This is a genomic window from Streptomyces sp. NPDC006551 (assembly GCF_040611675.1).
GTDB lineage: Bacteria > Actinomycetota > Actinomycetes > Streptomycetales > Streptomycetaceae > Streptomyces.
This window is the reverse complement of record NZ_JBEXOT010000072.1, coordinates 1-20,738: the sequence shown is the minus strand read 5'-3', so window position 1 is coordinate 20,738 and position 20,738 is coordinate 1. Positions and strand designations below refer to the sequence as shown.

The following is a 20,738-nucleotide window of genomic DNA, read 5'->3' as shown; positions in this document are numbered from 1 at the left end:
GCCGGGTCAAGGGCGATCTGAAGCGGTTCAAGGGCTTCATCGAGGAACGCGGGCTCGAGAGCGGCGGCTGGCGCGGCCGCATCACCCCCGGCGACACCGGCAGGACCGACCCCGGAACGCCGCCGGTCGGCAAGTGGGACCCGCCGGTGGCCGGGTGACCGGGTGACCGGGTGAGCTGAGCGGATCGACGCTGCCGGGGTGGCCGAAGCCGCCCCGGCAGCGTCGACTTCGATAAGGCCGTCCTCTGCTTCTGTAAGGCCGTCCTCTGGACGCACGCGGATCTCGACGGCCGACTGCCGGCCGCACGGCGGATCTTGCGGAAATGCCAAAGGACGTGTGGGGCCCTCCGATCGAGGGCCCCACGCGTCCTTTCGCGCTGTTCAGCGCTTCAGTCGCTCCAGCGGAGTACCGCCCCCAGGCCGCCCGCCGGGCCACCCATCCCCTCGGGGACCACCAGGACCTCGCAGTCCGCGGCGACGGCGGCCCGCAGCAGGGCGTCGTCCGCGCGCGCCTGCTCGGGCTCGGCGACTCCGACCGCCCGGGCGTCACCGCGCTGTACGGCGACGTCGTCGGGGCCGGGGCCGATCCAGACCTGCCGCCCCGCGTCGGAGGCGTTCCGGTCGATCAGCAGGGTCGCCACCTGGTGTTTGCGGGCCGCGTCGACCACCGCGGGAATGCCCTCGGCGGCCTGCCCCGGTCCGGTGTCCACGGTCGACGTGCGGTGCTCGCCCGGCCTGCCGCGCCCGATCCGGAAGCGGTCGAGCGCGCTCTGGAGCCGCTCGCGCTCGTAACGGTCGCACGCCTCCTCGATCTGCTCGTCGAGGACGGTCGTCGACGAGCCGGCCTGCCTGCTGCCACTGCCGGCCTCGACGGCGACTGCCTGGATGTGCTGGGGCAGCCGGCTGTACACCGCTCGGCGCTCGCGGGAGTCACCGGTCAGGACGAGCAGCGCCGGATCGTTCTCGGGCCACTGCCGGACGAGCTCCGACGCGATGACGTCGGCGGTCTCGTCCCAGGTCTTCTCGACCTTGTTGCGGTAGTGCCATTCGTACCGGTCCGCGGGAATGCTGCGGTGGCCCCGGCCCCGCCACTCCTTGCCCTGCGCCTGTCCGACGCTCTCGCGGCGGTGCGCCTGCCGGAGCTCCAGGTCGGCGCCCGTACGGTCGATGTAGGCGACCAGGCAGGTGAGCTCCTCGCCGCGCAGCACCACGAGCGGCGCCACATGGGGCAGCGTCGACCACGTCACGTCCTCCGTGGGCGGTGCCTGCGCGAGGGCCAGGTCGAGGACGACCTCGTCGCCCGTGGCGAACAGGGCGCGCCCCGGTGGCGTTCCGGAGACGGGTTCCCGGGCGAGCCTGTCCATCACCGCTCGTACGGTGGCGGGGGCGGCGCCCTCGTCGACGAGCCGGCCGGCGACGGAGCGGTTGCGCAGTTGCTGCAGCTTCGCCGCGTCCTCGGTCGTTCGGGTGGTTTCGACATAGACCGATGCCCAGGGCCCTGGGCGATCGAAGAGCGGCTTGAGAAAGCCGAGTTCCATGGTGTCCCCCAATGCGTGGTGGGGAGGGGCGTCATGTCGGACGTCGCGTCCAGGGGGCGGTCAGGCTCCTTCGTCCCGCTCGCTCCGCTGGTACGGCGGTTCGTCGGCGGGTGGCTCGGGGTCGTGCCATTCCTCCGCGCGCGTGGGGTGGCCGGAGCGTACCTGTCCCTCGACCTCCTTCTTCCGCTCGTCGTCCAGCTCCGGACCGGACTTGTTGCTTCCGCGCTGAGGGATGTTCACGGCTGCCTCCTTCGGGCTCGACGCGGTACGGAAAGGATTTCCGTACGGTCTCCGTACTTCGGCGCGTGCCCGTCGCCGGGTGCGACAAACCGGACGCCCGTCACACGGGCACCGCATGCCCGGAGGGCGGGAAGGAGCCAGGCTCCTTCCCGCCCTCCGGGCATGCGGTGAGGTGGCTTCACCTGGCCTACCGGCCCTCCGTTCCCTCGTCCTCTCCCGCTTCTCCCTCGTCCTCGATCCCCGTGTCGACATGCATCGCGGCCTCCTCGGCCGCGGCCGCTCCGCCGTCGATGCCGACGTCCCGCGCCACGACGCCGACGTTCCGCCGCGGTGACGGCTCGTCCACCGGAGCCAGCCGGCCCGCGCGCCTCGCGCCCGACTCCTGGTCCACGGGTTCGCCGTCGCCGTCCGGGAGATCGCCGATTCCGTCCCCGGGCGGGGGCTCCGTGTCGGGTACCTCCTGCGCGAGGCGCTCGTCGAGCGACTCTCCCTCACTCTGTTCACGGCCGGTCGTCCCGTGCCGCGTCACGCCCTGAGGGCGGTCCGGCGGCGCGTACCCCTGGTCCAGCATGTCGTCGAGCTCGTCCGCGCCGATGGCGTTCTCGAGATCGAGCTCGTCGTCGGGGCGGTTGGCGACATCGGCGTTGACCGGCTGGTACACGTCGTCGCCACGAGCCTCGTCGTCGGGCGTGGCCGCCTCGGCGGCAGCCTGGTCACGTGCGTCCTGGGACATGGTCGGCTCCTTTCCTCACACCACTCCTCCTCGTCCACGCCGGCGGCATCACCCGGGACGACATCACCCCGTCGGCGGCGCCGCTGTCCCCGGGGGCGTCGTTTCGTGTCGTCCGAGTGTTGCGGTGCGGTGCGGTGCGGTGCGCTAAGTGGCGCGGCTGTCGTCCTTGGTCTCTGGCGGCGGCGGTGCCTGCCCGAACCGGGCGGCGCCGCGGCGCAGCCGCCGGGCCGCCTCTCCCATCTCCTGGAGGAGCCGGGACGCCACCTCGTCCATGGAGTTCCCGGGGGGTTCGGAACGGTCGCGGTCATGGTGGTGATCTTCATGGTGCTCCGGAGTCACGACGCGCGCCTACCCGGAAACCTTCCTGGCAGTCCTCCCGGTGCGCGCGGCCCCACCCCGCCCGCGGATGCCCCGTCCCGCGCGCTCATACAGACGGGCCCCGCGCCGGTCGCGCGGGGCGGGGAGGGTTCGGGAGCGGGTGATCAGGCGGGGGTGACGTGCTCTGCCTGGGGGCCCTTGGGGCCCTGCACGACGTCGAAGGCGACCTTCTGTCCCTCGTCGAGCTCTCGGTATCCCGCTGCGTCGATGGCCGAGTAGTGGACGAAGACGTCCGGGCCACCTCCGTCCTGAGCGATGAAGCCGAAGCCCTTCTCCGCGTTGAACCACTTGACGATGCCGGTAGCCATGTCGATCTCCTTCATGGGCGCGGAAGCATGTCCCACGCCGGGCGTGTTCCCGGAAAAGCCCGCTCCATGACTGTGATCCTCCGATGAAGCGCCGTCCTCAGCCGAGCGCCGCCAGCAGTTCGAGACAGGCCTGTTCGCAGGACCTGCACGCCTCGGCACAGACCCGGCAGTGCTCGTGCGTGTCGGCGTGGGCCGCGCACTCGTCACCGCAGGACTTGCAGGCGACGGCGCACGCCTGAAGGATCGCGGCGGTGATGTGGGCGTCGTACCCCGTGTGACGGGAGAGGACGGACGCGGTCGCGTTGCAGATGTCCGCGCAGTCCATGTCGGTACGGATGCACTTCGTCAGATCGCCCACCATGCCCTCGGACAGACAGGCGTCCGCGCAGGCGGTACACGCCTGGGCGCAGGCGATGCACTCCTCGATGCAGCGGGTGAGCTTGCCCTGGTCGATGCCGCCGAGATCGGCCGGGTACGTGGCGATCATGTCCCTCACGGTGCTGGACATCAGAGCTGGCCTCCTCACCCCGGAGCGCCGGCGGACCGGGACGGCCGCCTGTGAGCCCCCGGTACTCCCACCTAACCGCTTCCCGCCCGCCCCCGCGCGCGCAGGGGACCGCGAGGGGAGAAGCCCGCCGACGGCGGCCGGTCACCGTCCGCCGCGCCGGGTGTCGGCCGAGGCCGCACGGGTAGGCGCCGCAGCGACACCGAACAGCGACGAGCAGAGGTATGTCATGGGCACCCCGCCGACCGATCCCGTACCTCCCAGCCCCACTCCGGCACCGGGCCCGGGGCCCGGACCGCAGCCGGGACCTGTGCCCGGGCCGGTTCCCGCCCCGGGCGGGCCCGACCCGGTGCCTCCGGCGCCGCCGCAGCCCGAACCCGACCCGGAGCCGCCCCCCGCCCCTTCCCCCGAGCCGCACCCGGAGCCCGGCCCGCTGCCCGGTCCCGTACCGGCCCCGGAACCCGTGACCTGACGCGAGGGGGGGCGCGACCCCGAAGCCGGGTCGGCACGGAGGCCGGGGCGGCCCGAGGCCGGGTCGGCACGGAGGCCGGGGCGGCCCGAGGCCGGGTCAGCGCGGAGGCCGGGGCAGCGGCGCCGCCGTCGCTCGTACACCCGCCAACCAGTCGTCCACCAGCCGGATCTGACGCTCCGGCGGGTACTCCGCCGGAGCGAAGAGCGCCTGCACGACCAGCCCGAGGGCGAAGCTCTGGGCCGTCGCGGCCAGATCCTCGGGCGGCGTGTCGGCGGGGAGTTCGCCGCGCCGCTGGGCCTCCGCGACCTGTGCGGTCAGCCTGACCCGTGAGCGGCGGTAGCGCTCGGCGTGCTCGGCGGCGAGTTCGGGATCCGCCAGTGCGACGTCCCAGGAGGCCACCCAGATCCGGTTGGTCGCGGCGGCCTCGGGGGTGAGCGGCAGCACGTCGAGCATCAGGGCCCGCAGGGCGGCGGCGCCCTGCGCGGGGGCGTTGTGGCGCGGACGCTGCTCCGTCCGCTCGGCGAGCACCTCAAGGGCGGTGCGGACCAGGGCGCGCTTGTTCGGGAAGTAGTGGGTGAGCAGGCCGGTGGTCGCGCCCATCTCGCCCGCCACGGCGCGCAGGGTCAGGCCGCCGAAGCCGTGTTCGGCGAGAATGCGCCAGACGGCTTCCGAGACGTCGCGTCGGCGGGCTTCGTGATCTCCACGTGCGGGGGACATGTGACTATGCTACATAGCAAGCGTTTGGTACGTACGTCGGCCCGGGCGAGCCCGGCCCGACGCTCGAAGCGTCCACCCGACGCCCGCGTTCGACGCTCGACGCAGGACTCACCGCCCGCCGACTCCCGGAGCCGCCCCGATGTTCGCGATACGCCTGTCCGACACCCTCCCCGCCGAGCTCCGCCCGCTGGAACCGTGGCAGGCCGAGGAGTTCCTGGCCCACATGGACCGTGCCCGCGCCAACCTCGACGAGTTCATCCCCTTCGCCTCGCTCTCCACCGACCTGGCCTCGGCGCACGCCACGCTGCGGAAGTACGCCGATCAGGCGGCCGCCGACACCGCCCGGATCTACGGCATCTGGCTCGAAGGCACCCTGGTCGGCGGCGTGATGTTCGCGCGCTTCGACGTCCGGACCGGGAACTGCGAGGTCGGGGTCTGGGCCGAGCCCGCGGGCGAAGGACTCGGACTGATCTCCGCGGCCGTACGCCACCTGATCGAGTACGCGGTCGTCGAGCGCGGTATGCAGCGCGTCGAGTGGCTCACCAGCTCCGGCAACGCGCGCAGCCGGGCCGTCGCGCGGCGGGCGGGCATGCGCCTGGACGGGGTGCTCCGCTCGAAGCATCCGCACAACGGGATCCGCCACGACACGGAGGTCTGGTCCCTGCTGGCCGACGAGTGGCTGTCGTCGCCGGCGCGTTCCGGGACGGACGCGGGGCGGCGGGCGAGTGGACGAACGGCTCCCGCCGGCGGCTGATCGGGGCGAAGCTGGGTAATCGCGAGGCGGAGCGACGCCGAGTGAGCGAAGACCGCCCGGGGCGACCGGAGCCCCGGGCACTCGGTCTCGCGGAGGAGGCGATGTGTCATGGCCGGGACTCGTGGCATGGCCCGGGGCGCGCGCACCGCGGTGCAACAGGCCGCCCTGCTGGTGGGAGCCGTGTTCCTCGTGGTGGGAGTCCTGGGCTTCGTCCCCGGAGTGACCACCGACTACGACTCGCTCGCGTTCGCCGAGCATCACTCGCGGGCCGAGCTGCTGGGCATCTTCCAGGTGTCGGTCCTGCACAACCTGGTCCATCTGCTCTTCGGTGTCGCCGGAGTGCTCATGGCCCGCACGGCCCCCGGCGCCCGGAGGTATCTCATCGGGGGCGGTGTCGTCTACCTGGCCCTGTGGATCTACGGCCTCGTCATCGACCTCGGCAGCAAGGCGAACTTCGTCCCGGTCAACGAAGCCGACAACTGGCTCCACCTGGCCCTCGGGGCCGCGATGGTGGCGCTCGGTGTTCTGCTGACCCGCCGACGCGGAGCCGTATGACGCGGCAGCGTGCCCTCACGGTCGCACCGCCGGCCGAGGCCGTCAGCCGCAGCCGATGTCGGCCGCCGGTCGGCAGATGTGGGCGAACAGGCGGCGCAGCAGGGATTCCAGAAGGAGTCGTTCGGCGGCGGAGAGGGGAGCGAGGAGGTCGTCGTCCACGGCGGTGAGCTCGGCGCTGATCTCGGTCAGGGCCGATCGGCCCTCCGGGGTCAGGGCGACCTCGATCAGCCGCCGGTCCTCGGGGCGCTGGGCGCATGTGACGTAGCCCGCCTTGGCCAGGTCGTTGACGACCCGGGCGAGGTCGGTGGTGTGGATGTCGAGGCGGGCCGCCAGCTCGCTCTTCACCTGGGGCCCGTACGCGTCGAGCGCGGACAGGACCGTCGCGTGCCACAGGCGCAGACCGCGCCGGGCGAGGCGTTCCGCGAGCCGCGCCCGGGCGTCCTTGCCGGTGCGTGACATGACGTACGTACTGAGGGTCAGGAGGGTTCCGGACGTGGTGCTCATGCGGTCGGGAACACCTCCGGCGGGCGACCGGTGCCACGGCTCGCCGTGTCCTCGCCGAGGCCGAACGCGGCGCGCAGCGCCCGCACCGCGGCGGGGACGTCCTCGGCGCGGATCACCGCCGTGACCCCGGCCGCCGTCGAGGCGATCGCCAGGATGCGGGCGTCGGCCTGGGAGAGCGCTTCGGCGAAGGCGGCCGTCACGGCGGGCGCCGTACGCAGGCCCGTACCCGTGAGCGAAACGCCGGCCACCGTCTCGTCGCACTCCAGCGCGGCGCGGCCGGCACCGACGCTCAACACGTCGAGCGCACGGGCGGCATCGCGGCGGGCCAGTACGAAGGAGAGGTCGGTGAGGCCCGGGGCGCCGCGCGAAGGCCCGAGGCGCAGCATCTCGGGGCGCACTCCCGCTTCCCCGAGCCGCTGCACCAGACCGGCGATGTCGACCGGCTTGCCCGGGAACCCGATGACGGTGAGGTGTGCCAAGGACGTGTCGTACCTGATGTCCGAGACGATCGGGCGCTCCACGGTTCCCCCTTCCCTCGCACCACGGTGGACGACCCGGCGGCGCGGCGCCCCCGGGTGGCCGGTCAGGCGGTTCGCCAGGAGCTCTGGCTGAAGGCTCATGAGACGGCGGGCACCTTCCCGTTCGCGTGCGCGGGCATCCTCCGCGCCCCGGCGACCAGCCCCGTCGCCAGACAGCAGGCGACCACGGCGACCGCCACCGGCGCCCACGGCCCCCAGCGGTCGAGCGCCGCCCCGGCCAGCGGGTTGGCGGCCGCCGACGCCGCCGTCGTGGCGGTGGCGATCCACCCGAACGCCTCACCACGACGGGCCGGCCCCGCGCTGTCCGCGACATGGTCGTAGAGGGCGGCGAGAGCGGGCGGGATCGCCATGCCGCCCACGGCGAGCGCCGCGGCCACCGCCCAGGGACTGCCGCCGGTCAGCGGCGTGGCCAGGGCGGGCAGGAGCAGGGCCACCCCCGCGGCCACGAGCAGCAGACGCCGGCGCAGGTTCACCGCGCCGTCGAGCCAGAGCGTGGCGGCGAGGCCCCCAGCCGCCGACCCGGCCGCCCAGACACCGGTGAGGACACCGCCGAGGGCGGGGCTGCCGCGCTGGTGCGACCACGAGACCAGCACGAAGTCGATGATCGCGAAGCCCGAGATGAGCGCGGTCACGGCGGCGACGGAACGGACGACCGCCGGGTCACGGAGCAGCGAACCCTCCGACGCGCCTTCGTCGGCCGCCTCGGTCACGGCCGGCGCGTCGACCCCCGCCCGGCGTACGGCCGCGGCCAGGCCGAACCCGCCCACGGCGGCGAGCGCCCCGCAGAAGGCCACCGCGCCGCGGGCCCCCACGCCGGCGATGGCGAGGGACGCGGCGCCGGGACCGGTGACCAGGACCAGCTCGTTGACCGTGGCCTGCAGGGTGAACGCGCGCCGCCGCAGCCCCCCTTGGGCGAGCTGGGCGACCTTGGCCCGGGAGACCTGGGTCGACGGCGGACATGCCAGGCCGACGAGGAAGGCGGCTCCGGCGAGCGGCTCCCAGCCCGCCCGCGCCGGCACGGCCGCGAGGGCGGCCACCCCCGCCCCGTACACCACCGACGTCCACATCAGCACGCGGGCGGCGGGCCGCCGGTCGACGGTCCGGCCCCGGAGCGGCGCGGTGAGCCCCTGGCCGAGGACGAGCGCGCCGGAGACCAGCCCGGCGGTGGCGTACGAGCCGGTGATGTCGGCCGCGACGACCAGGAGCGCCACCAGGGTCGCGGAGAGATGGAGACGGCCGACGAGGCTCCAGCCGAGCAGCGACAGCAGACCGGGGGCCGCGGCGAGCTCCTTGAGGGAGTTCGCCGCGGCCGGTGCGCCCGTGGTCGGAGCGCTCATGACCGCAGGGCTCCGCGGCGGCGCTGCCAGTCGGTGACGCCGTCGCACCAGGCGTCGAGTTCGGCCTGGAAGAGGGCCGCGTAGTGGTCGACGAGCTCCTGCCCGAGGAGACGGGCGGGAAGCTTCGACGTGGTGAACCGCTCCAGCGCCTGCCAGGGCGTGGTCGCCAGCCCGCCGGTCCGCTCGCCCGCCTCGGGCAGCGGAAGCCCGTCCTCGATGCCGGACAGGCCGGCGGCGAGGAGCGCCGCCACGGCGAGGTGGGGCTGCGCGTCGGCACCGGGGAAACGGCACTCGAGCCGCAGCGACGGCCCGCTGCCGGCCAGCCGCACGGAGGCGGTCCGGTCGTCCACGCCCCACCGGACCTCGGTGGGCGCGAAGTCGCCCGTCCGCAGCCGTACGTACGAGTTGACCGTCGGCGCCCACACCGGGGTCAGGTCGCCGGCGGCCCGCAGCACCCCGGCGAGGAAGGAGGCGAGCAGCGGGCTCGGCCGGCGCGGATCTCCCTCCGCCGGGCCGAGGTTGCGGCCGTCGGCATCGTTGAGGGAGAGATGGACATGGCACGAACTGCCCTGCCCCGGGCCCTCGGCGGCCAGGTAGGACGCCGTGACGCCGTGCCGGGCCGCCGTCTGCCGGACGAGTGTCTGCTGCACCATGGCGTCGTCGCAGGCGGCCAGGGCGTCGCGGTGCCGCAGCACCACCTCGTACTGGCCGGGGTGGCACTCGGCGCGCGCCGACTCCACGCCCAGAGCCGCCTCGTGGAGGGTGGCGCGCAGGTCGCGCAGGAGCGGGGCGAGGGGCTCCGTACCGCCCAGGGCGTAGTCGATGCCGTGGGAGGTGAGCGGGGCGCCGTCGGCGTCGTAGAAGGTGACCTCGTGCTCCAGGCCCACGGACGGCACGATGCCGAGCTCCTCGGCGGCGGCCAGCCGCTCGCGCAGCACGGTCCGGGGCGCGACCGGCACCGGGGCACCGTCCGGCCAGACCGCGTCGCAGACCACGTACCAGCTGCCGTCCTCGCCGGGCTGCGGCAGCAGCGTCGCCGCGTCGGGACGCAGCACGAGGTCGGAGAAGGTGTCGTAGTAGCGCTGGAGTTCGGGCGCGGTGGACGTCGCGCGGTCCACCGTCCAGGCGTAGAGGTAGGTGCAGGCGCCGTAGCCGTCGTCGAGCACCGACCCGAGGGCGAAGTCGCCGTCCAGGTCGACGGCCGCGAAGCGGGCGTGCGGGTCGGGCGCGAGGAGCGTGAGCCGGCGCGGGCCCCGGGCGGCGAGCTCCGCCCGGAGCCGGGAGCCCGCCTCCGCGCGGGCCGCGAGGGTACGCGGCCCGGCGGGGCGCTTCCAGAAGGCGTCGGAGGTCACCGGGATCACCAGGCGCCTTCCGGGTCCGGCGCGTGCAGGGGGTTGGGAACGCGGCCGAAGCGGACGTCGAACTCCTCGTCCCGGTCGACGCGTTCGAAGCCCTCACCCGCGAGGTGCTCGCGGTTGAGGCAGACCCGCTCGACGTCGGGGGCGAACAGGTCCAGGTCCGGATAGCGCTTGGCGTCCTCGGGGAAGCGGTCGGCGTGGGCGCGGATGATCTCACGGACCTGCTCCCACATCGCGGCGCGCGGGTAGCCGAAGTCGTCGTGGGCGATCTCCGCGAGGAAGCGGATCTGGCCGGAGAAGACGGACGAGAACAGCGACTGTGCCATGAGCGGCGCGGGCCAGCGCAGCATGTCCTTGCGGGCTTCCTCGCCCAGCGTGTCGTGGATCGGGAGGTCGCTGTCGACGAGGTCGACGCCCTGCGCGAAGTCCTTGATCATCACACGGAGCGGACGGCCGTCCGGGTCGGTGATGAGGATGAGGTTCTGGCTGTGCGGGCAGAACGCGACCCCGTACCGGTAGAGCCAGTGCAGCAGCGGCGTGAGGATGAGGTCGTAGAGCTTGCCGAACCACGCCTCGGGCGTCATGCCGGACGTACGGATCAGATGGGCGACGACGCTCTCCCCCTCCTGGTCGCGGTAGGGGAGCGTGGCCAGGGAGATCGCCCGCTCGTCCGCGCCGACGCGGGTGCGCAGCGGCTCGCGCCACAGCACGCCGAGCGTCTCGTGGAAGCGGTACGGCAGATCGGGGAGCGAGCCGAAGAGCGGGTGCCGGACCGAGACCGCCGCCACCTCGCCGAGGAGGTCGAAGCGGTACTCGTCGCGCAGCAGTTCGTCGTTCTCGTGGATCGACAGCAGCCATTCGGTGACGGCCGGGCCGGCCAGCGTGGCGGCGGAGTTGAGGCCCCGGTAGACGAGGGTGTTCCGCACCGAACAGGCCGTCTTCACGTCCCGCCGCGTGGGGTGGGTGACGTTCGCGAGCGTACGGACGGTCTGGTGCGGCACGTACGCGTCGGTCGAGTCGCCGAGGAGGACGATGCGGCCGGTGGCGATCTCGGCGGCGTAGAGGGTGCCGATGATCTCGTCCCACTGCCAGGGGTGGATCGGCATCCACACGAAGTCGGCCGGGTCCCCGCCGGTCGCGGTGACGCGCTCGGTGAACGCGTCACGCGTCCGCTCGTCGAGCTCCTCGGCGAGCAGCGTGTTCTCGTCCAGGCCGGGCACGGACCGGAAACTGGCGAGATCGCGGTGGACGGCCGCCCAGCGCACCGGGAAGGGGGTGCGTGCCTCGGGGGCGAGCCGCTCCCGGTCGGCGGCGGAGAAGCCCACCCGGCCCTTGTTGACGACGATGCGCGGGTGGCCGGTGAGGTGGCCGTCGGCGCGGTCGTAGGGGAGGGCGGCCAGTTCGGCGGCGGTGATCGGCGTGGCCAGGCGCAGCGCCTCGTTGGAGACGGTCGCGGTCAGCTCGCTCAGGACGTCGGCGAGCCGCATCCCGGCGAGGCCGAGGACGGCGCGGGCGTCGGTGACGAGGATCCGGGGGTCGTCGGCCGGTGCGACGGCGCCGTCGGCGGTGTGGCGGGTGGCGGTGCCGGGCGTGACGACCCAGCAGCGGAAGGCGCCGTGGCGGGCGCGGAAACGATACGTCACACCGTCGGCGAGATCGAGGCGCCAGGCCGGCTCGGTGCCCTCCGAGACGGGCTCGGGGTCGGCGACCGGCTCGAAGAGGTACTCGTAGGAGAGTTCGCCGAGCATCTTCTCGGTGATCAGGGTGCCGGCCCGTCGCCAGGCAAGCGCGCGGTCCCGCGGGGATATCTGCTCGGTCACGAACGTCCTCCGGTGCTGGTGGTGGTGAGTTCGGCATCGTGGCCCGGTGCGGCGAGACCGCCGAGGCCGAAGGTGGTGAAGGCGGTGCGCTCGGGCAGGAGATAGGTCTCCTCGCCGGTGAGCGAGTTGAGGATCACGGCGGACCGCCAGGCCGCGAGCCCGAGGTCGGGGGTGCCGACGCCGTGCGTGTGCCGCTCGGCGTTCTGGACGTAGACGGACCCGCCGATCTCCGGGGCGAGCCGCAGCCGCTGCTGCTCGTCGACCTCCGGCCGGCCGGCCGCGTCGCGCACGATGTACGGCCGCAGGGCGGCGAGCAGACCGTCGACGGGCCGCTCGCGGTAGCCGGTGGCGAGGACGACGGCGTTCGTGACGAGCCGGCCGCGCGCCTGCTGGTCCCCGTGCTCGACGTCCAGTTCGATCCGGTCGCCGACGCGGGTGGCCCGCTGGACGGCCACTCCGGGGGTGAGGGTGACGTCGGGCCAGGTGCCGTCCAGGCCGCGGCGGTACAGCTCGTCGTGGATGTCACCGAGCGTGTCGCCGCTGACGCCCTTGTACAGCTGCCACTGACTGGGCAGCAGCCGGTCGCGGGTGGCCTCCGGCAGGTTGTGGAAGTAGCGGGTGTAGTCCGGGGTGAACTGCTCCAGACCGATCTTGCTGTACTCCATCGGCGCGAAGGCCGGGGTGCGCGCGAGCCACGTCAGGCCCTCCTGGCCTTCCGGGCGGGCGCGCAGCAGGTCGAGCAGGACCTCCGCGCCGGACTGCCCGGAGCCGACGACGGTCACATGACGGGCGGCAAGCAGCCGGTCCCGGTGGGCCAGGTAGTCGGCCGAGTGCAGGACGAGCGTCCCCGGGTCGTCGGCGAGCGCCCGCAGGGGCTCCGGCACGTGCGGGGCGGTACCGATGCCGAGCGCGAGGTTCCGGGCGTACGTGCGGCCGACGGCCTGCGCGTCACCCTCCGCGTCGAGACGGGTGAAGTCGACGGCGAACGCGTCCTGTCCGGCGTCCCAGCGGACGGTGTCGACCTGGTGGCCGAAGTGCACGGACGGCAGCTCCCGGCTGGCCCAGCGGCAGTAGTGGTCGTACTCGGCGCGGTGGATGTGGAACTGCTCGGCGAAGTAGAACGGGAACAGACGCCGCCGCGTCTTGACGTAGTTCAGGAACGACCAGCGGCTCGTCGGCTCGACCAGGCTCACCAGGTCGGCGAGGAACGGGACCTGGAGGGTGGCGCCCTCGATGAGGAGGCCGGGGTGCCAGTGGAACGAGGGGCGCTGCTCGTAGAACGCGCTGCGCAGTCCCGGTACGCCGTCGGCCAGGGCGGCGAGCGACAGGTTGAACGGTCCTGTCCCCACCCCCAGGAGATCGAGGGGCTCTTCGGCGGGTGCGGGCGTCATCGGGGTCCTCCGGTGGGGCGGGCGTCGGCAGCGAGCGTGACGGTGCCGGAGCCGGTGGCTGCGGCGGCCGCTGCGGTCTCGGTATCGGTCTCGGCCTGAGTCGTGGTCGGTGTCTCGGTCCGGGTCTCGGTCTGGGGACGGTGGGGGGTGGCGGTGTCGGCGGCCTCGGGGCGGTGGGGGGTGGCGGTGTCGGTGGCGTCGGCGGCCTCGGGCCGGTGGTGGCCGGCGGTGTCGGTGACGAGCTTGAGCAGGCCGGCGAGGTCGGCGGCGCGGGTGCGCGGGTGCAGCAGGGTGGCCTTGAGCCACAGACGCGGGGTGCCGTCCGCGTCCGCCGCCCTCGCGCGGCCGAGCACGGCCCGTCCGGCGGCCAGCAGGTCGCGCCGGACCGCCGCGACGAGCGCGTCACCCTGTTCGTCTGAGAGCGCGTCCGCGGCCGCGGGCCGGAAGAGTACGGTGCTGATGCCGATGTCCCCGGGGCGCCTGCGCAGCGCGGGATCGGCGTCGACGGCCGCCGCGAACTCCTCCGCCGTACGGACGCAGTGCTCGACGAGCGAGCCGAGCCCCTGGCGGCCGAGCGACTGGAGCGTCGCCGCGATCTTGAGGGCGTCGGGTCGTCGGGAGGTACGGATCGACCGGCCGAGCAGGTCGGGCAGCCCGGCCTCGGTGTCGTCGTCGGCGTTCAGATAGTCGGCGCGCAGGGAGAGCGCGTCGAGGGCGGCGGTGTCGGCGACGGCGAGGACTCCGGCGGCCACGGGCTGCCAGCCCAGCTTGTGCAGGTCGAAGGTGACGGAGACGGCGGCGTCGAGGCCCTCGAGGCGCGGAGCGAGCCGGTCGCTGAACAGCAGGGGGCCGCCGTAGGCGGCGTCCACATGGAGTTCGGCGCCGTGGCACGCCGCGACCTGGGCGATCTCGGGAAGCGGGTCGATGAGTCCTTCGTCGGTGGTGCCGGCGGTGGCGACGACCAGGGCGGGCCCTCGGCCCAGTTCGGCCAGGGCGCGGTCGAGCGCGGCCGGCACGATGCGGCCCGCGCGGCACTCGACGACGACCGGGGTGGGAAGCCCCAGCATCCAGGCGGCCCGGTGCACGCTGTGGTGGGCGTTGGCTCCGGTCAGGACCTGGAGCGGACGGGCGCCGACGGCCCGCGCCCGCTCCCGGGCGAGCAGCAGGGCGACGAGGTTGGACTCCGTACCCCCGCTGGTGATCAGCGCGTCGGGGGCCGGGGCGGCCGGGTAGACGAGCGCGGCCAGAGCCTCGGTGGTGCGCTGTTCGAGGACCGCGGCGGCGGGCGCCTGGTCCCAGGAGTCCATCGAGGGGTTGAGCGCCGAGGCGGCGAGGTCCGCCGCGACCGCGACGGCGAGCGGCGGGCAGTGCAGATGGGCGACGCAGGACGGGTCGGACGGGTCGGCGGCCCCGGCTGCGACCGCGCGGACCAGGCCGCCGAGCGCGGCCTCGGCGCCGATCCCCTCGTCGGGCAGGACCGGCCCGCAGGCGGCGGCCATGGCGTCGGCGACCGCGTCGGGCCCGCCCGCGGGCAGCGGCCCGCTGCGGACGGTCGCGCCCTCGGCCAGAGCGCCGAGCACCGTCCACGTCAACGAGCGCAGGACGTGCGGTCCTTCGTGCCCGCCGGCGACGGCGGTCTCGATGTCCCGGGGCTGACGGGGCTCCGGGGCGCCGCCGGCGCCCTCGGTCGGACGGAGGAGTGTCACGCCGCACGCTCCACGGTCTCCACGGCCGCGCCCAGCCGGCCCAGGACGGAGTCGGCCTGGTCGTCGGTGAGGACGAGCGGCGGCAGGAGGCGTACGACGGTGTCCTCGCGGCCTCCGAGCTCCAGCATCAGGCCGTTGTCCAGGCACGCGGCACGCAGGGCCCGGGCGAAGCCGGGGTCGGCGGGCAGGGACCCGAGGCGGTCCGGCCGGCCGTCCGGGTCGACCACCTCGATCCCGATCATCAGCCCCCGGCCCCGGACCTCGCCGAGGACCGGGTGGACGCGGGCGATCTCGCGCAGTCCGTGACGGATCCGCTCGCCCAGCTTCTCCGCCCGCTCGGCGAGCTGCTCTTCGGCGACGGTGCGCAGGGTGATCTCCCCGGCGATCATGGCGAGGGTGTTCCCCCGGAAGGTGCCGGTGTGGTCACCCGGCCGCCAGGTGTCGAGATCGGGGCGGTAGGCGATGAGGGCGAGGGGCAGTCCGCCGCCGACCGCCTTGGACGTGACGAGGATGTCCGGTGTGACGCCGGCCCGTTCGCAGGCCCAGAAGTGGCCGGTGCGGCCGATCCCGGTCTGGATCTCGTCGATGATCAGCACGACGCCGTGCTCGGCGGTGATGCGGCGGATCTCCCGGAGCCAGTGGTCCGGCCCCTCGACGACGCCGCCCTCGCCCTGGACGACCTCGAGGATGACGGCGGCGGGTGTGGCCACACCGCTGCTCGGGTCGGTGAGGTAGCTCTCCAGAAGGCGGGCGGAGAGCTCCCCGGCCTGCTCGGCCCCCACGCCGAACGGGCAGCGATAGCCGTACGGGTAGGGCAGCCGGGTGACCGGCAGCGAGTCGGCCGGCCCGGGGGTCCGCATCCGGGCGGGCCCGGAGACGGCCGAGGCGCCGAGCGTCATGCCGTGGTACGCGCCGGTGAAGGCGACGATCCCGTGCCGCCCTGTGGCGTGCTGGGCGAGTTTGAGGGCGGCCTCGACGGCGTCGGTGCCGGCCGGGCTGCAGAAGTGCAGACGGGCGTCGTCACGCAGGGTGCCGGGCAGCCTGCGCAGCAACTCAGCGCTGAACTCGTCCTTCTGAGGGGTGATCATGTCCAGCGTGTGGAGCGGCGCGCCCGAGGTGAGGGCGGACTGGAGAGCGGCGACGACCTCGGGGTGGTTGTGGCCCAGGGCGAGGGTTCCCGCACCGGAGAGGCAGTCGAGATAAGTGCGGCCGTCCGCACCGGTGACGACCGCTCCGTCGGCGGCAACGGGTGCCACGGGCAGATTGCGGGCATAGGTGCGGGCGGAGGACTCGCGAAGCGCCTGACGTTCCAGGAGCTGAGCACGCAGCATGGCGAAGTGCCCTTCGGTCGTGGTGCCTTGGTCGTACGTGTGACGGCATGACGGACACCGGCCAGTGGTGAGCCCTGGTCGGTTCAACGGTTAGGTTAGCCTAACCTTGCTGTCACGCAAAGGGGTTCCCGGGCATGACCGAAAACGGCAGCTCCGAAGAACTGCCGTTTGGGTCCCGCTAGTTGAATCTTGAAAAGCCCGAGGGGTCAGGCATCGGCGGACGCCACCCTTCGGCGATGGCGGCCGAGCGGTACGACGAGGGGAGCGCCGCACTCCTCGTCGTACCGCACCCGCGCCTCCAGGTCGAAGACCTCGCGCAACAGGTCTTCCGACAGCACGTCGGCCGGCGTCCCCTGCGCCACGATCCGGCCCTCCTTCATCGCCACGAGGCGGTCGGCGTAGCGCGCGGCGAGCGAGAGCTCGTGTAGCACCATCACCACCGTCCGGCCGGTGTCCTGGTGCAACTCCCGCACCAGGTCCAGGACATCGATCTGATGGGCCAGGTCGAGGTGGTTGGTCGGCTCGTCGAGCAGCAGGATCTCGGTGTTCTGCGCCAGCGCCATGGCGATCCAGGCGCGCTGCCGCTGGCCGCCCGACAGCTCGTCCAGGGTGCGCTCGGCCAGGTCGTACGTCCCGGTGCTGCGCAGGGCCTGTTCCACGGCGGCCTCGTCGTCGGAGGACCAGCGGCGGTACCAGCTCTGATGCGGGTGCCGGCCACGCGCCACCAGGTCGGCCACCGTGATGCCCTCCGGCGCCTCGGGCGACTGGGGCAACAGGCCGACGGTTCCGGCGACGCGTCGGGTCGGCAGGGTGTGTACGGGGCTGCCGTCCAGGAGGACGTGCCCGCTCTTGGGTCGCAGCAGCCGTCCGAAGGAGCGCAACAGGGTCGATTTGCCGCAGCCGTTCGGCCCGATCACGGCGGTCACGGACCCGTCGGGGATGTCGAGGTCCAGGTCATGGACGACCGTGCGCTCCCCGTAGGCCAGGGACAGCTTCTCGGCCCGCAGACGCACCTTGGCCGTCGATGCGGTCGATGCCGTCGGTGTCGGTGTCGGTGTCGGTGCCGTCTGCGGCCGGATCGTCGGAACCGTCCGGCCGGTCCGGCCGCTCTGGCTCGTCTGGCTCGTCTCCGTCATGAATTCCGGGCCTTTCCGCTCCGAACGAGCAGGTAGAGCAGGTAGGGGGCGCCGAGGGCGGCGGTGAGGATGCCCACGGGAAGCTCGATCCTCCCGAAGGCGGTACGTCCCAGCACGTCCGCCCAGACGGTGACGGCGGCGCCGAGCATCGTCGAGGCGAGCAGCGGAGGTGTGCCGGTGCGCACCAGCCGGACCGCGAGCTGGGGGCAGGCGAGGGCCACGAAGGCCACCGGTCCCGCGGCGGCGGTCGCGGTCGCGGTGAGCAGGACGGCGATGAGCAGCAGGGCGGCCCGGCTGGTGTTCATCCGTACGCCCAGACCACGTGCCGTGTCCTCGTCGAAGTTCAGCGCCCCGAAGGGGAAGGAGAGGACGAGGGCGACGGGCAGCAGGAACGCGAGCGCCCAGCCGACGGCCCGGGCGTTGTCCCATGTGCTGGCGTTGAGGCTGCCGGTGAGCCAGAGGATCGCGCGGCCCGCGTCCACGATCGAGGCCTTGACGAGCAGCCAGGAGATCACACTGGACAGGATGGCCTGCACGCCCACGCCCACCAGCAGCATCCGGTAGCCGGAGAGCCCCCGCCGCACCGCCAGGAGGTAGACGATCGCGGCGGCGAGCAGCCCGCCGCCGATGGACGCGGCGGGGACGCCGATCTCGGCGAGCGGGCCGCTGACGCTGCCGTACTCCCCGCCGAGGACGATGACGGCCACCGCGCCCGTGCCCGCGCCCGCCGTCACACCCAGGATGTCCGGGCTGGCGAGCGGGTTGCGGGCGACTCCCTGCACCAGGGCGCCCGCGAGTCCGAGGGCGGCCCCGACGAACGCGCCCGTGGCGGCCCGGGGGAGGCGGAAGTCGAGGACGACCAGGCGGTCCGCGTCATCGCCGCCGCCGAAGAGGACCCGGACGACGTCCGGCAGCGGGATGGCGAAGTCGCCGCGGGCCGTGCTGATGACGACGGCCGCGAAGAGCGCGACCGCGGCGGCCAGCGGTACGAGGACCGTGCGCGGCCGCCACACGCCGGAGGCCGGGCCGACCCGGAACGGCCTGCGCCCCGGCACGACCGGCCCGCGCCTTTCGGTCCGTACCCCGGGCGTGGTGTCCTCGCCGCTCGTCCCGGTGTCCACTGTCGATTTCACTGTCACAGTCGCACCGGCTTCCTGCGGCGTACGAGGGAGATGAAGAGTGGTGCGCCGATGAAGGCGAGCATGATGCCGACGGGGAGCTCGCCGGGCCGGGCCACCAGGCGGCCCAGGATGTCCGCGCCCAGCATCAGGATCGCGCCGAGCAGCGCCGCGTACCCCAGCACCCAGCGGTAGTCGGGGCCGGTGAAGGATCTGCCGATGTGAGTGGCCATCAGCCCCACGAAGCCGATCGGCCCGCAGGCGGCGACGGCGACACCGGTGAGGAGGGTGATCGCCGCCATGCCGGTGAACCGGGTCAGACCGATGCGTACGCCGAGCGCCCTGGCCACGTCCTCGCCGAGGGAGAGGGCGTTCAGGCCGGGGGCGTTGACGGCGGCGAGCAGCAGACCGACCGCGACGAACGGCAGCATCTGGAAGGTGAGTTCCAGGGTCCGGCCGCTCACCGAGCCCACGGTCCAGAACCGGTAGACGTCCAGTGCCTGTTGATCGAAGATGACGACGCCCGCCGTCAGCGCGGTGAAGAGCGCGTGGACGGCGGCGCCGGCCAGGGCCAGGGTCACGGGGGTCGCGCCACCCTTGGAGAAGGTGCTGACCAGGTAGACGACGACGCTGGCGAGCATCGCCCCCAGGAAGCCGAACCAGACATACCCGTACAGGGTGGTGACACCGAGCAGGAAGATGCCGCCGGTCACGAACAGTCCCGCGCCGGCGCTGACGCCGAGGAGGACGGGATCGGCGATCGGGTTGCGGGTGTGGCCCTGCATGAGGGCGCCGGCGACACCGAGCGCGACGCCGGCGGTGACGGCGAGCGCCGTGCGGGGCAGCCGCAGGTTGCGCACGATGACGTCACCCTCGGTCCCGGAGGGGTTCCACACGCCGTGCCATACCTGCGCCAACGTCAGTGACTTCGTACCGAACACGATGCTCAGGACGACGACGACCACGAGCAGTGCCGCCAGGACGAGGATGCCCGTCCAGCGTCTGCGTGCGCGTTCCGCCTTCGCGGCCGGTTGCCGCGCGGACCTCTCCCGAGGTGGCGCTGATAGCGCTTGTGTCACGATCTCCTCCGAACTGCCCCGCCGTAAGTTAGGCGAGCCTATCCTTACAGCTGCACCCCCCGTGAGAGAAGGGAACCACCTGATGAGAGCCCGTTGGCTCAGCCGCTTCGGACGTACCGTCGGAGCCGCCGCCGTCACCGCAGGACTGCTCGCCACCGCCGCCTGCGGTACCGGCTCCGACACGAAGGACGACACGAAGGCCGGTGAGGCCCCCGCCGCCTCGGACTCCGCTTTCCCCCGCACCGTCGAACACGCCATGGGCAAGACCGAGGTGAAGAAGGCGCCCAAGCGTATCGTCGCCCTCGACATGACCTTCGTCGACGCCACCCTCGCGCTCAAGGGCGAGGTGGTCGGCTACACGACCATCGCGAGCAGCGGCAGTTCCCTCCCTTCCTACTTCGGCGCCGACACCAAGACGTACGCCGCGAACGCCAAGCCGGTCGGCACCCTCGAGGAGCCGAGCCTGGAGAAGATCATCCAGCTCAAGCCGGATCTCATCCTCTCCGCGAAGGTGCGCCACGAGAAGCTGTACAAGCAGCTGAGCGCCATCGCCCCGACCGTCTTCTCCGAGACCACCGGCGGCACGTGGAAGGACAACCTGCGCCTCGTCGGCAAGGCGATGGGTCAGGAGAAGGCCGCCGACGAGCGGATCGCGGCCTTCGAGAAGCGCGCCAAGGCCATCGGCGACAGCGTGCGCAAGGCGAAGGGCGCCAACCCCACGGTCTCCGTGGTGCGCTTCGTGGACGGCCCCACGCGCATCTACAAGGAGGACACCTACATCGGCGTGATCGTCAAGGACCTCGGCTTCGGCAAGCCCGCCGCGGCAACCGGCACCGGCTTCAACACCGAGGTGTCGGACGAGGAGATCGCGAAGATGGACGCGGACGACATCTTCATCTCGCTCTACGCCGACGAGGCCGGCCTCTCCAAGCAGACCAAGGAGAAGTTCGAGGCCAACCCGCTGTGGAAGCAGCTGAAGGGTGCCAAGCACGAGGTCGACGACAAGATCTGGATGAGCGCGGTGGGCCTGTACGGCGCCAACTCCGTTCTCGACGACATCGCCAAGACCTACAAGGTCGACCCGGCGAAGGCGTGACCGCTCGACCGTGAGGGGGGGGGGGCCCCCGGGGGGGGGGGGGCCCCCCCCGCCCGGGCGGGGGGCGGGGGGGGGGGGAGAGCGGGGGGGGGGGGAAGAGGGTTAAAAAGCAAGGGGGGGTATA

General features: G+C 73.2%; 20 protein-coding genes and 1 pseudogene. 3 read left to right on the top strand and 18 right to left on the bottom strand.

Translation table 11 applies throughout. The features are described from left to right. Positions 1–388 precede the first annotated feature (388 nt). From ABZY12_RS33320 to ABZY12_RS33290, 7 genes and pseudogenes are all read right to left on the bottom strand, one after another. Complete coding sequence (locus ABZY12_RS33320; RefSeq protein WP_356897027.1) at positions 389–1,537, bottom strand: hypothetical protein; 1,149 nt, start codon at positions 1,535–1,537, stop codon at positions 389–391. 93 nt (positions 1,538–1,630) lie between these two features. Then, a pseudogene (locus tag ABZY12_RS33315) lies at positions 1,631–1,771 on the bottom strand (DUF2795 domain-containing protein); the annotation flags it as partial. A 193-nt stretch (positions 1,772–1,964) separates the two neighbouring features. Further along, positions 1,965–2,510, bottom strand: a complete 546-nt coding sequence (locus tag ABZY12_RS33310) for a DUF5709 domain-containing protein (RefSeq protein WP_356897025.1) — start codon at positions 2,508–2,510, stop codon at positions 1,965–1,967. A 144-nt stretch (positions 2,511–2,654) separates the two neighbouring features. After that, positions 2,655–2,783 carry a hypothetical protein gene (locus tag ABZY12_RS33305; protein ID WP_356897023.1) on the bottom strand — a complete coding sequence of 43 codons (129 nt, stop codon included), beginning with the start codon at positions 2,781–2,783 and terminating at the stop codon, positions 2,655–2,657. Between the two features lie 209 nt (positions 2,784–2,992). Continuing rightward, positions 2,993–3,196 carry a cold-shock protein gene (locus tag ABZY12_RS33300; RefSeq protein ID WP_356897021.1) on the bottom strand — a complete coding sequence of 68 codons (204 nt, stop codon included), beginning with the start codon at positions 3,194–3,196 and terminating at the stop codon, positions 2,993–2,995. Positions 3,197–3,293: 97 nt separating this feature from the next. Continuing rightward, entirely contained in the window at positions 3,294–3,704 is a 411-nt protein-coding gene (locus ABZY12_RS33295) for a four-helix bundle copper-binding protein (protein WP_356897019.1), read from the bottom strand. Positions 3,705–4,269: 565 nt separating this feature from the next. Next, on the bottom strand, positions 4,270–4,890 hold the full coding sequence (locus ABZY12_RS33290) for a TetR/AcrR family transcriptional regulator (protein ID WP_356897017.1): 621 nt from the start codon (positions 4,888–4,890) through the stop codon (positions 4,270–4,272). A gap of 139 nt (positions 4,891–5,029) precedes the next feature. Between ABZY12_RS33290 and ABZY12_RS33285 the strand changes: the two genes are divergently transcribed. Next, complete coding sequence (locus ABZY12_RS33285) at positions 5,030–5,644, top strand: GNAT family protein (protein ID WP_356897015.1); 615 nt, start codon at positions 5,030–5,032, stop codon at positions 5,642–5,644. Between the two features lie 108 nt (positions 5,645–5,752). Continuing rightward, entirely contained in the window at positions 5,753–6,199 is a 447-nt protein-coding gene (locus tag ABZY12_RS33280; protein ID WP_356897013.1) for a DUF4383 domain-containing protein, read from the top strand. 42 nt (positions 6,200–6,241) lie between these two features. Here the strand turns inward: ABZY12_RS33280 and ABZY12_RS33275 are convergent, their stop codons facing one another. The 11 genes from ABZY12_RS33275 to ABZY12_RS33225 all read right to left on the bottom strand — a co-directional run bounded on the left by ABZY12_RS33275 (position 6,242) and on the right by ABZY12_RS33225 (position 19,518). Then, positions 6,242–6,703: a winged helix DNA-binding protein gene (locus ABZY12_RS33275; protein ID WP_356897011.1), complete on the bottom strand. Its 462-nt coding sequence runs from the start codon at positions 6,701–6,703 to the stop codon at positions 6,242–6,244. Then, positions 6,700–7,323 (bottom strand): ACT domain-containing protein, encoded by a 624-nt coding sequence (locus tag ABZY12_RS33270; RefSeq protein ID WP_356897009.1) that lies wholly within the window; start codon positions 7,321–7,323, stop codon positions 6,700–6,702. Before ABZY12_RS33270 ends, ABZY12_RS33275 begins: the two co-directional genes overlap by 4 nt. Then, positions 7,320–8,579 (bottom strand): MFS transporter, encoded by a 1,260-nt coding sequence (locus tag ABZY12_RS33265; RefSeq protein WP_356897007.1) that lies wholly within the window; start codon positions 8,577–8,579, stop codon positions 7,320–7,322. Before ABZY12_RS33265 ends, ABZY12_RS33270 begins: the two co-directional genes overlap by 4 nt. Then, the gene (locus tag ABZY12_RS33260) at positions 8,576–9,931 is read right to left on the bottom strand and encodes a hypothetical protein (protein WP_356897005.1); all 1,356 of its coding nucleotides are present in this window, start codon (positions 9,929–9,931) and stop codon (positions 8,576–8,578) included. Before ABZY12_RS33260 ends, ABZY12_RS33265 begins: the two co-directional genes overlap by 4 nt. A 5-nt stretch (positions 9,932–9,936) precedes the next feature. Beyond that, positions 9,937–11,757: an IucA/IucC family protein gene (locus ABZY12_RS33255; RefSeq protein WP_356897003.1), complete on the bottom strand. Its 1,821-nt coding sequence runs from the start codon at positions 11,755–11,757 to the stop codon at positions 9,937–9,939. Beyond that, positions 11,754–13,148, bottom strand: a complete 1,395-nt coding sequence (locus ABZY12_RS33250) for a SidA/IucD/PvdA family monooxygenase (RefSeq protein ID WP_356897001.1) — start codon at positions 13,146–13,148, stop codon at positions 11,754–11,756. Before ABZY12_RS33250 ends, ABZY12_RS33255 begins: the two co-directional genes overlap by 4 nt. Further along, the gene (locus ABZY12_RS33245) at positions 13,145–14,791 is read right to left on the bottom strand and encodes an aminotransferase class V-fold PLP-dependent enzyme (RefSeq protein WP_356897029.1); all 1,647 of its coding nucleotides are present in this window, start codon (positions 14,789–14,791) and stop codon (positions 13,145–13,147) included. The genes ABZY12_RS33250 and ABZY12_RS33245 overlap by 4 nt, the downstream gene beginning before the upstream one ends. A gap of 59 nt (positions 14,792–14,850) precedes the next feature. After that, the gene (locus ABZY12_RS33240) at positions 14,851–16,185 is read right to left on the bottom strand and encodes a diaminobutyrate--2-oxoglutarate transaminase family protein (RefSeq protein WP_356896999.1); all 1,335 of its coding nucleotides are present in this window, start codon (positions 16,183–16,185) and stop codon (positions 14,851–14,853) included. Between the two features lie 206 nt (positions 16,186–16,391). Continuing rightward, complete coding sequence (locus tag ABZY12_RS33235; RefSeq protein ID WP_356896997.1) at positions 16,392–17,321, bottom strand: ABC transporter ATP-binding protein; 930 nt, start codon at positions 17,319–17,321, stop codon at positions 16,392–16,394. After that, positions 17,318–18,442, bottom strand: a complete 1,125-nt coding sequence (locus ABZY12_RS33230) for an iron ABC transporter permease (RefSeq protein ID WP_356896995.1) — start codon at positions 18,440–18,442, stop codon at positions 17,318–17,320. Before ABZY12_RS33230 ends, ABZY12_RS33235 begins: the two co-directional genes overlap by 4 nt. Positions 18,443–18,456: 14 nt before the next feature. Further along, a complete protein-coding gene (locus ABZY12_RS33225; RefSeq protein ID WP_356896993.1) occupies positions 18,457–19,518 on the bottom strand; it encodes an iron ABC transporter permease in 1,062 nt (353 codons plus the stop codon). An 82-nt stretch (positions 19,519–19,600) separates the two neighbouring features. On the opposite strand from ABZY12_RS33225, the gene ABZY12_RS33220 reads away from it, so the two are divergent. Beyond that, on the top strand, positions 19,601–20,614 hold the full coding sequence (locus tag ABZY12_RS33220) for an iron-siderophore ABC transporter substrate-binding protein (RefSeq protein ID WP_356896991.1): 1,014 nt from the start codon (positions 19,601–19,603) through the stop codon (positions 20,612–20,614). The last annotated feature ends 124 nt before the right edge of the window (positions 20,615–20,738 follow it).

Bases quoted from the DNA above. Each gene is read 5' to 3' on its own strand.
- ABZY12_RS33270 (WP_356897009.1), bottom strand. From the start codon at position 7,323: ATGAGCCTTCAGCCAGAGCTCCTGGCGAACCGCCTGACCGGCCACCCG.
- ABZY12_RS33310 (WP_356897025.1), bottom strand. From the start codon at position 2,510: ATGTCCCAGGACGCACGTGACCAGGCTGCCGCCGAGGCGGCCACGCCC.
- ABZY12_RS33235 (WP_356896997.1), bottom strand. From the start codon at position 17,321: ATGACGGAGACGAGCCAGACGAGCCAGAGCGGCCGGACCGGCCGGACG.
- ABZY12_RS33240 (WP_356896999.1), bottom strand. From the start codon at position 16,185: ATGCTGCGTGCTCAGCTCCTGGAACGTCAGGCGCTTCGCGAGTCCTCC.
- ABZY12_RS33285 (WP_356897015.1), top strand. From the start codon at position 5,030: ATGTTCGCGATACGCCTGTCCGACACCCTCCCCGCCGAGCTCCGCCCG.
- ABZY12_RS33300 (WP_356897021.1), bottom strand. From the start codon at position 3,196: ATGGCTACCGGCATCGTCAAGTGGTTCAACGCGGAGAAGGGCTTCGGC.
- ABZY12_RS33250 (WP_356897001.1), bottom strand. From the start codon at position 13,148: ATGACGCCCGCACCCGCCGAAGAGCCCCTCGATCTCCTGGGGGTGGGG.
- ABZY12_RS33220 (WP_356896991.1), top strand. From the start codon at position 19,601: ATGAGAGCCCGTTGGCTCAGCCGCTTCGGACGTACCGTCGGAGCCGCC.
- ABZY12_RS33275 (WP_356897011.1), bottom strand. From the start codon at position 6,703: ATGAGCACCACGTCCGGAACCCTCCTGACCCTCAGTACGTACGTCATG.
- ABZY12_RS33305 (WP_356897023.1), bottom strand. From the start codon at position 2,783: ATGGACGAGGTGGCGTCCCGGCTCCTCCAGGAGATGGGAGAGGCGGCC.
- ABZY12_RS33280 (WP_356897013.1), top strand. From the start codon at position 5,753: ATGGCCGGGACTCGTGGCATGGCCCGGGGCGCGCGCACCGCGGTGCAA.
- ABZY12_RS33265 (WP_356897007.1), bottom strand. From the start codon at position 8,579: ATGAGCGCTCCGACCACGGGCGCACCGGCCGCGGCGAACTCCCTCAAG.
- ABZY12_RS33320 (WP_356897027.1), bottom strand. From the start codon at position 1,537: ATGGAACTCGGCTTTCTCAAGCCGCTCTTCGATCGCCCAGGGCCCTGG.
- ABZY12_RS33290 (WP_356897017.1), bottom strand. From the start codon at position 4,890: ATGTCCCCCGCACGTGGAGATCACGAAGCCCGCCGACGCGACGTCTCG.
- ABZY12_RS33295 (WP_356897019.1), bottom strand. From the start codon at position 3,704: ATGTCCAGCACCGTGAGGGACATGATCGCCACGTACCCGGCCGATCTC.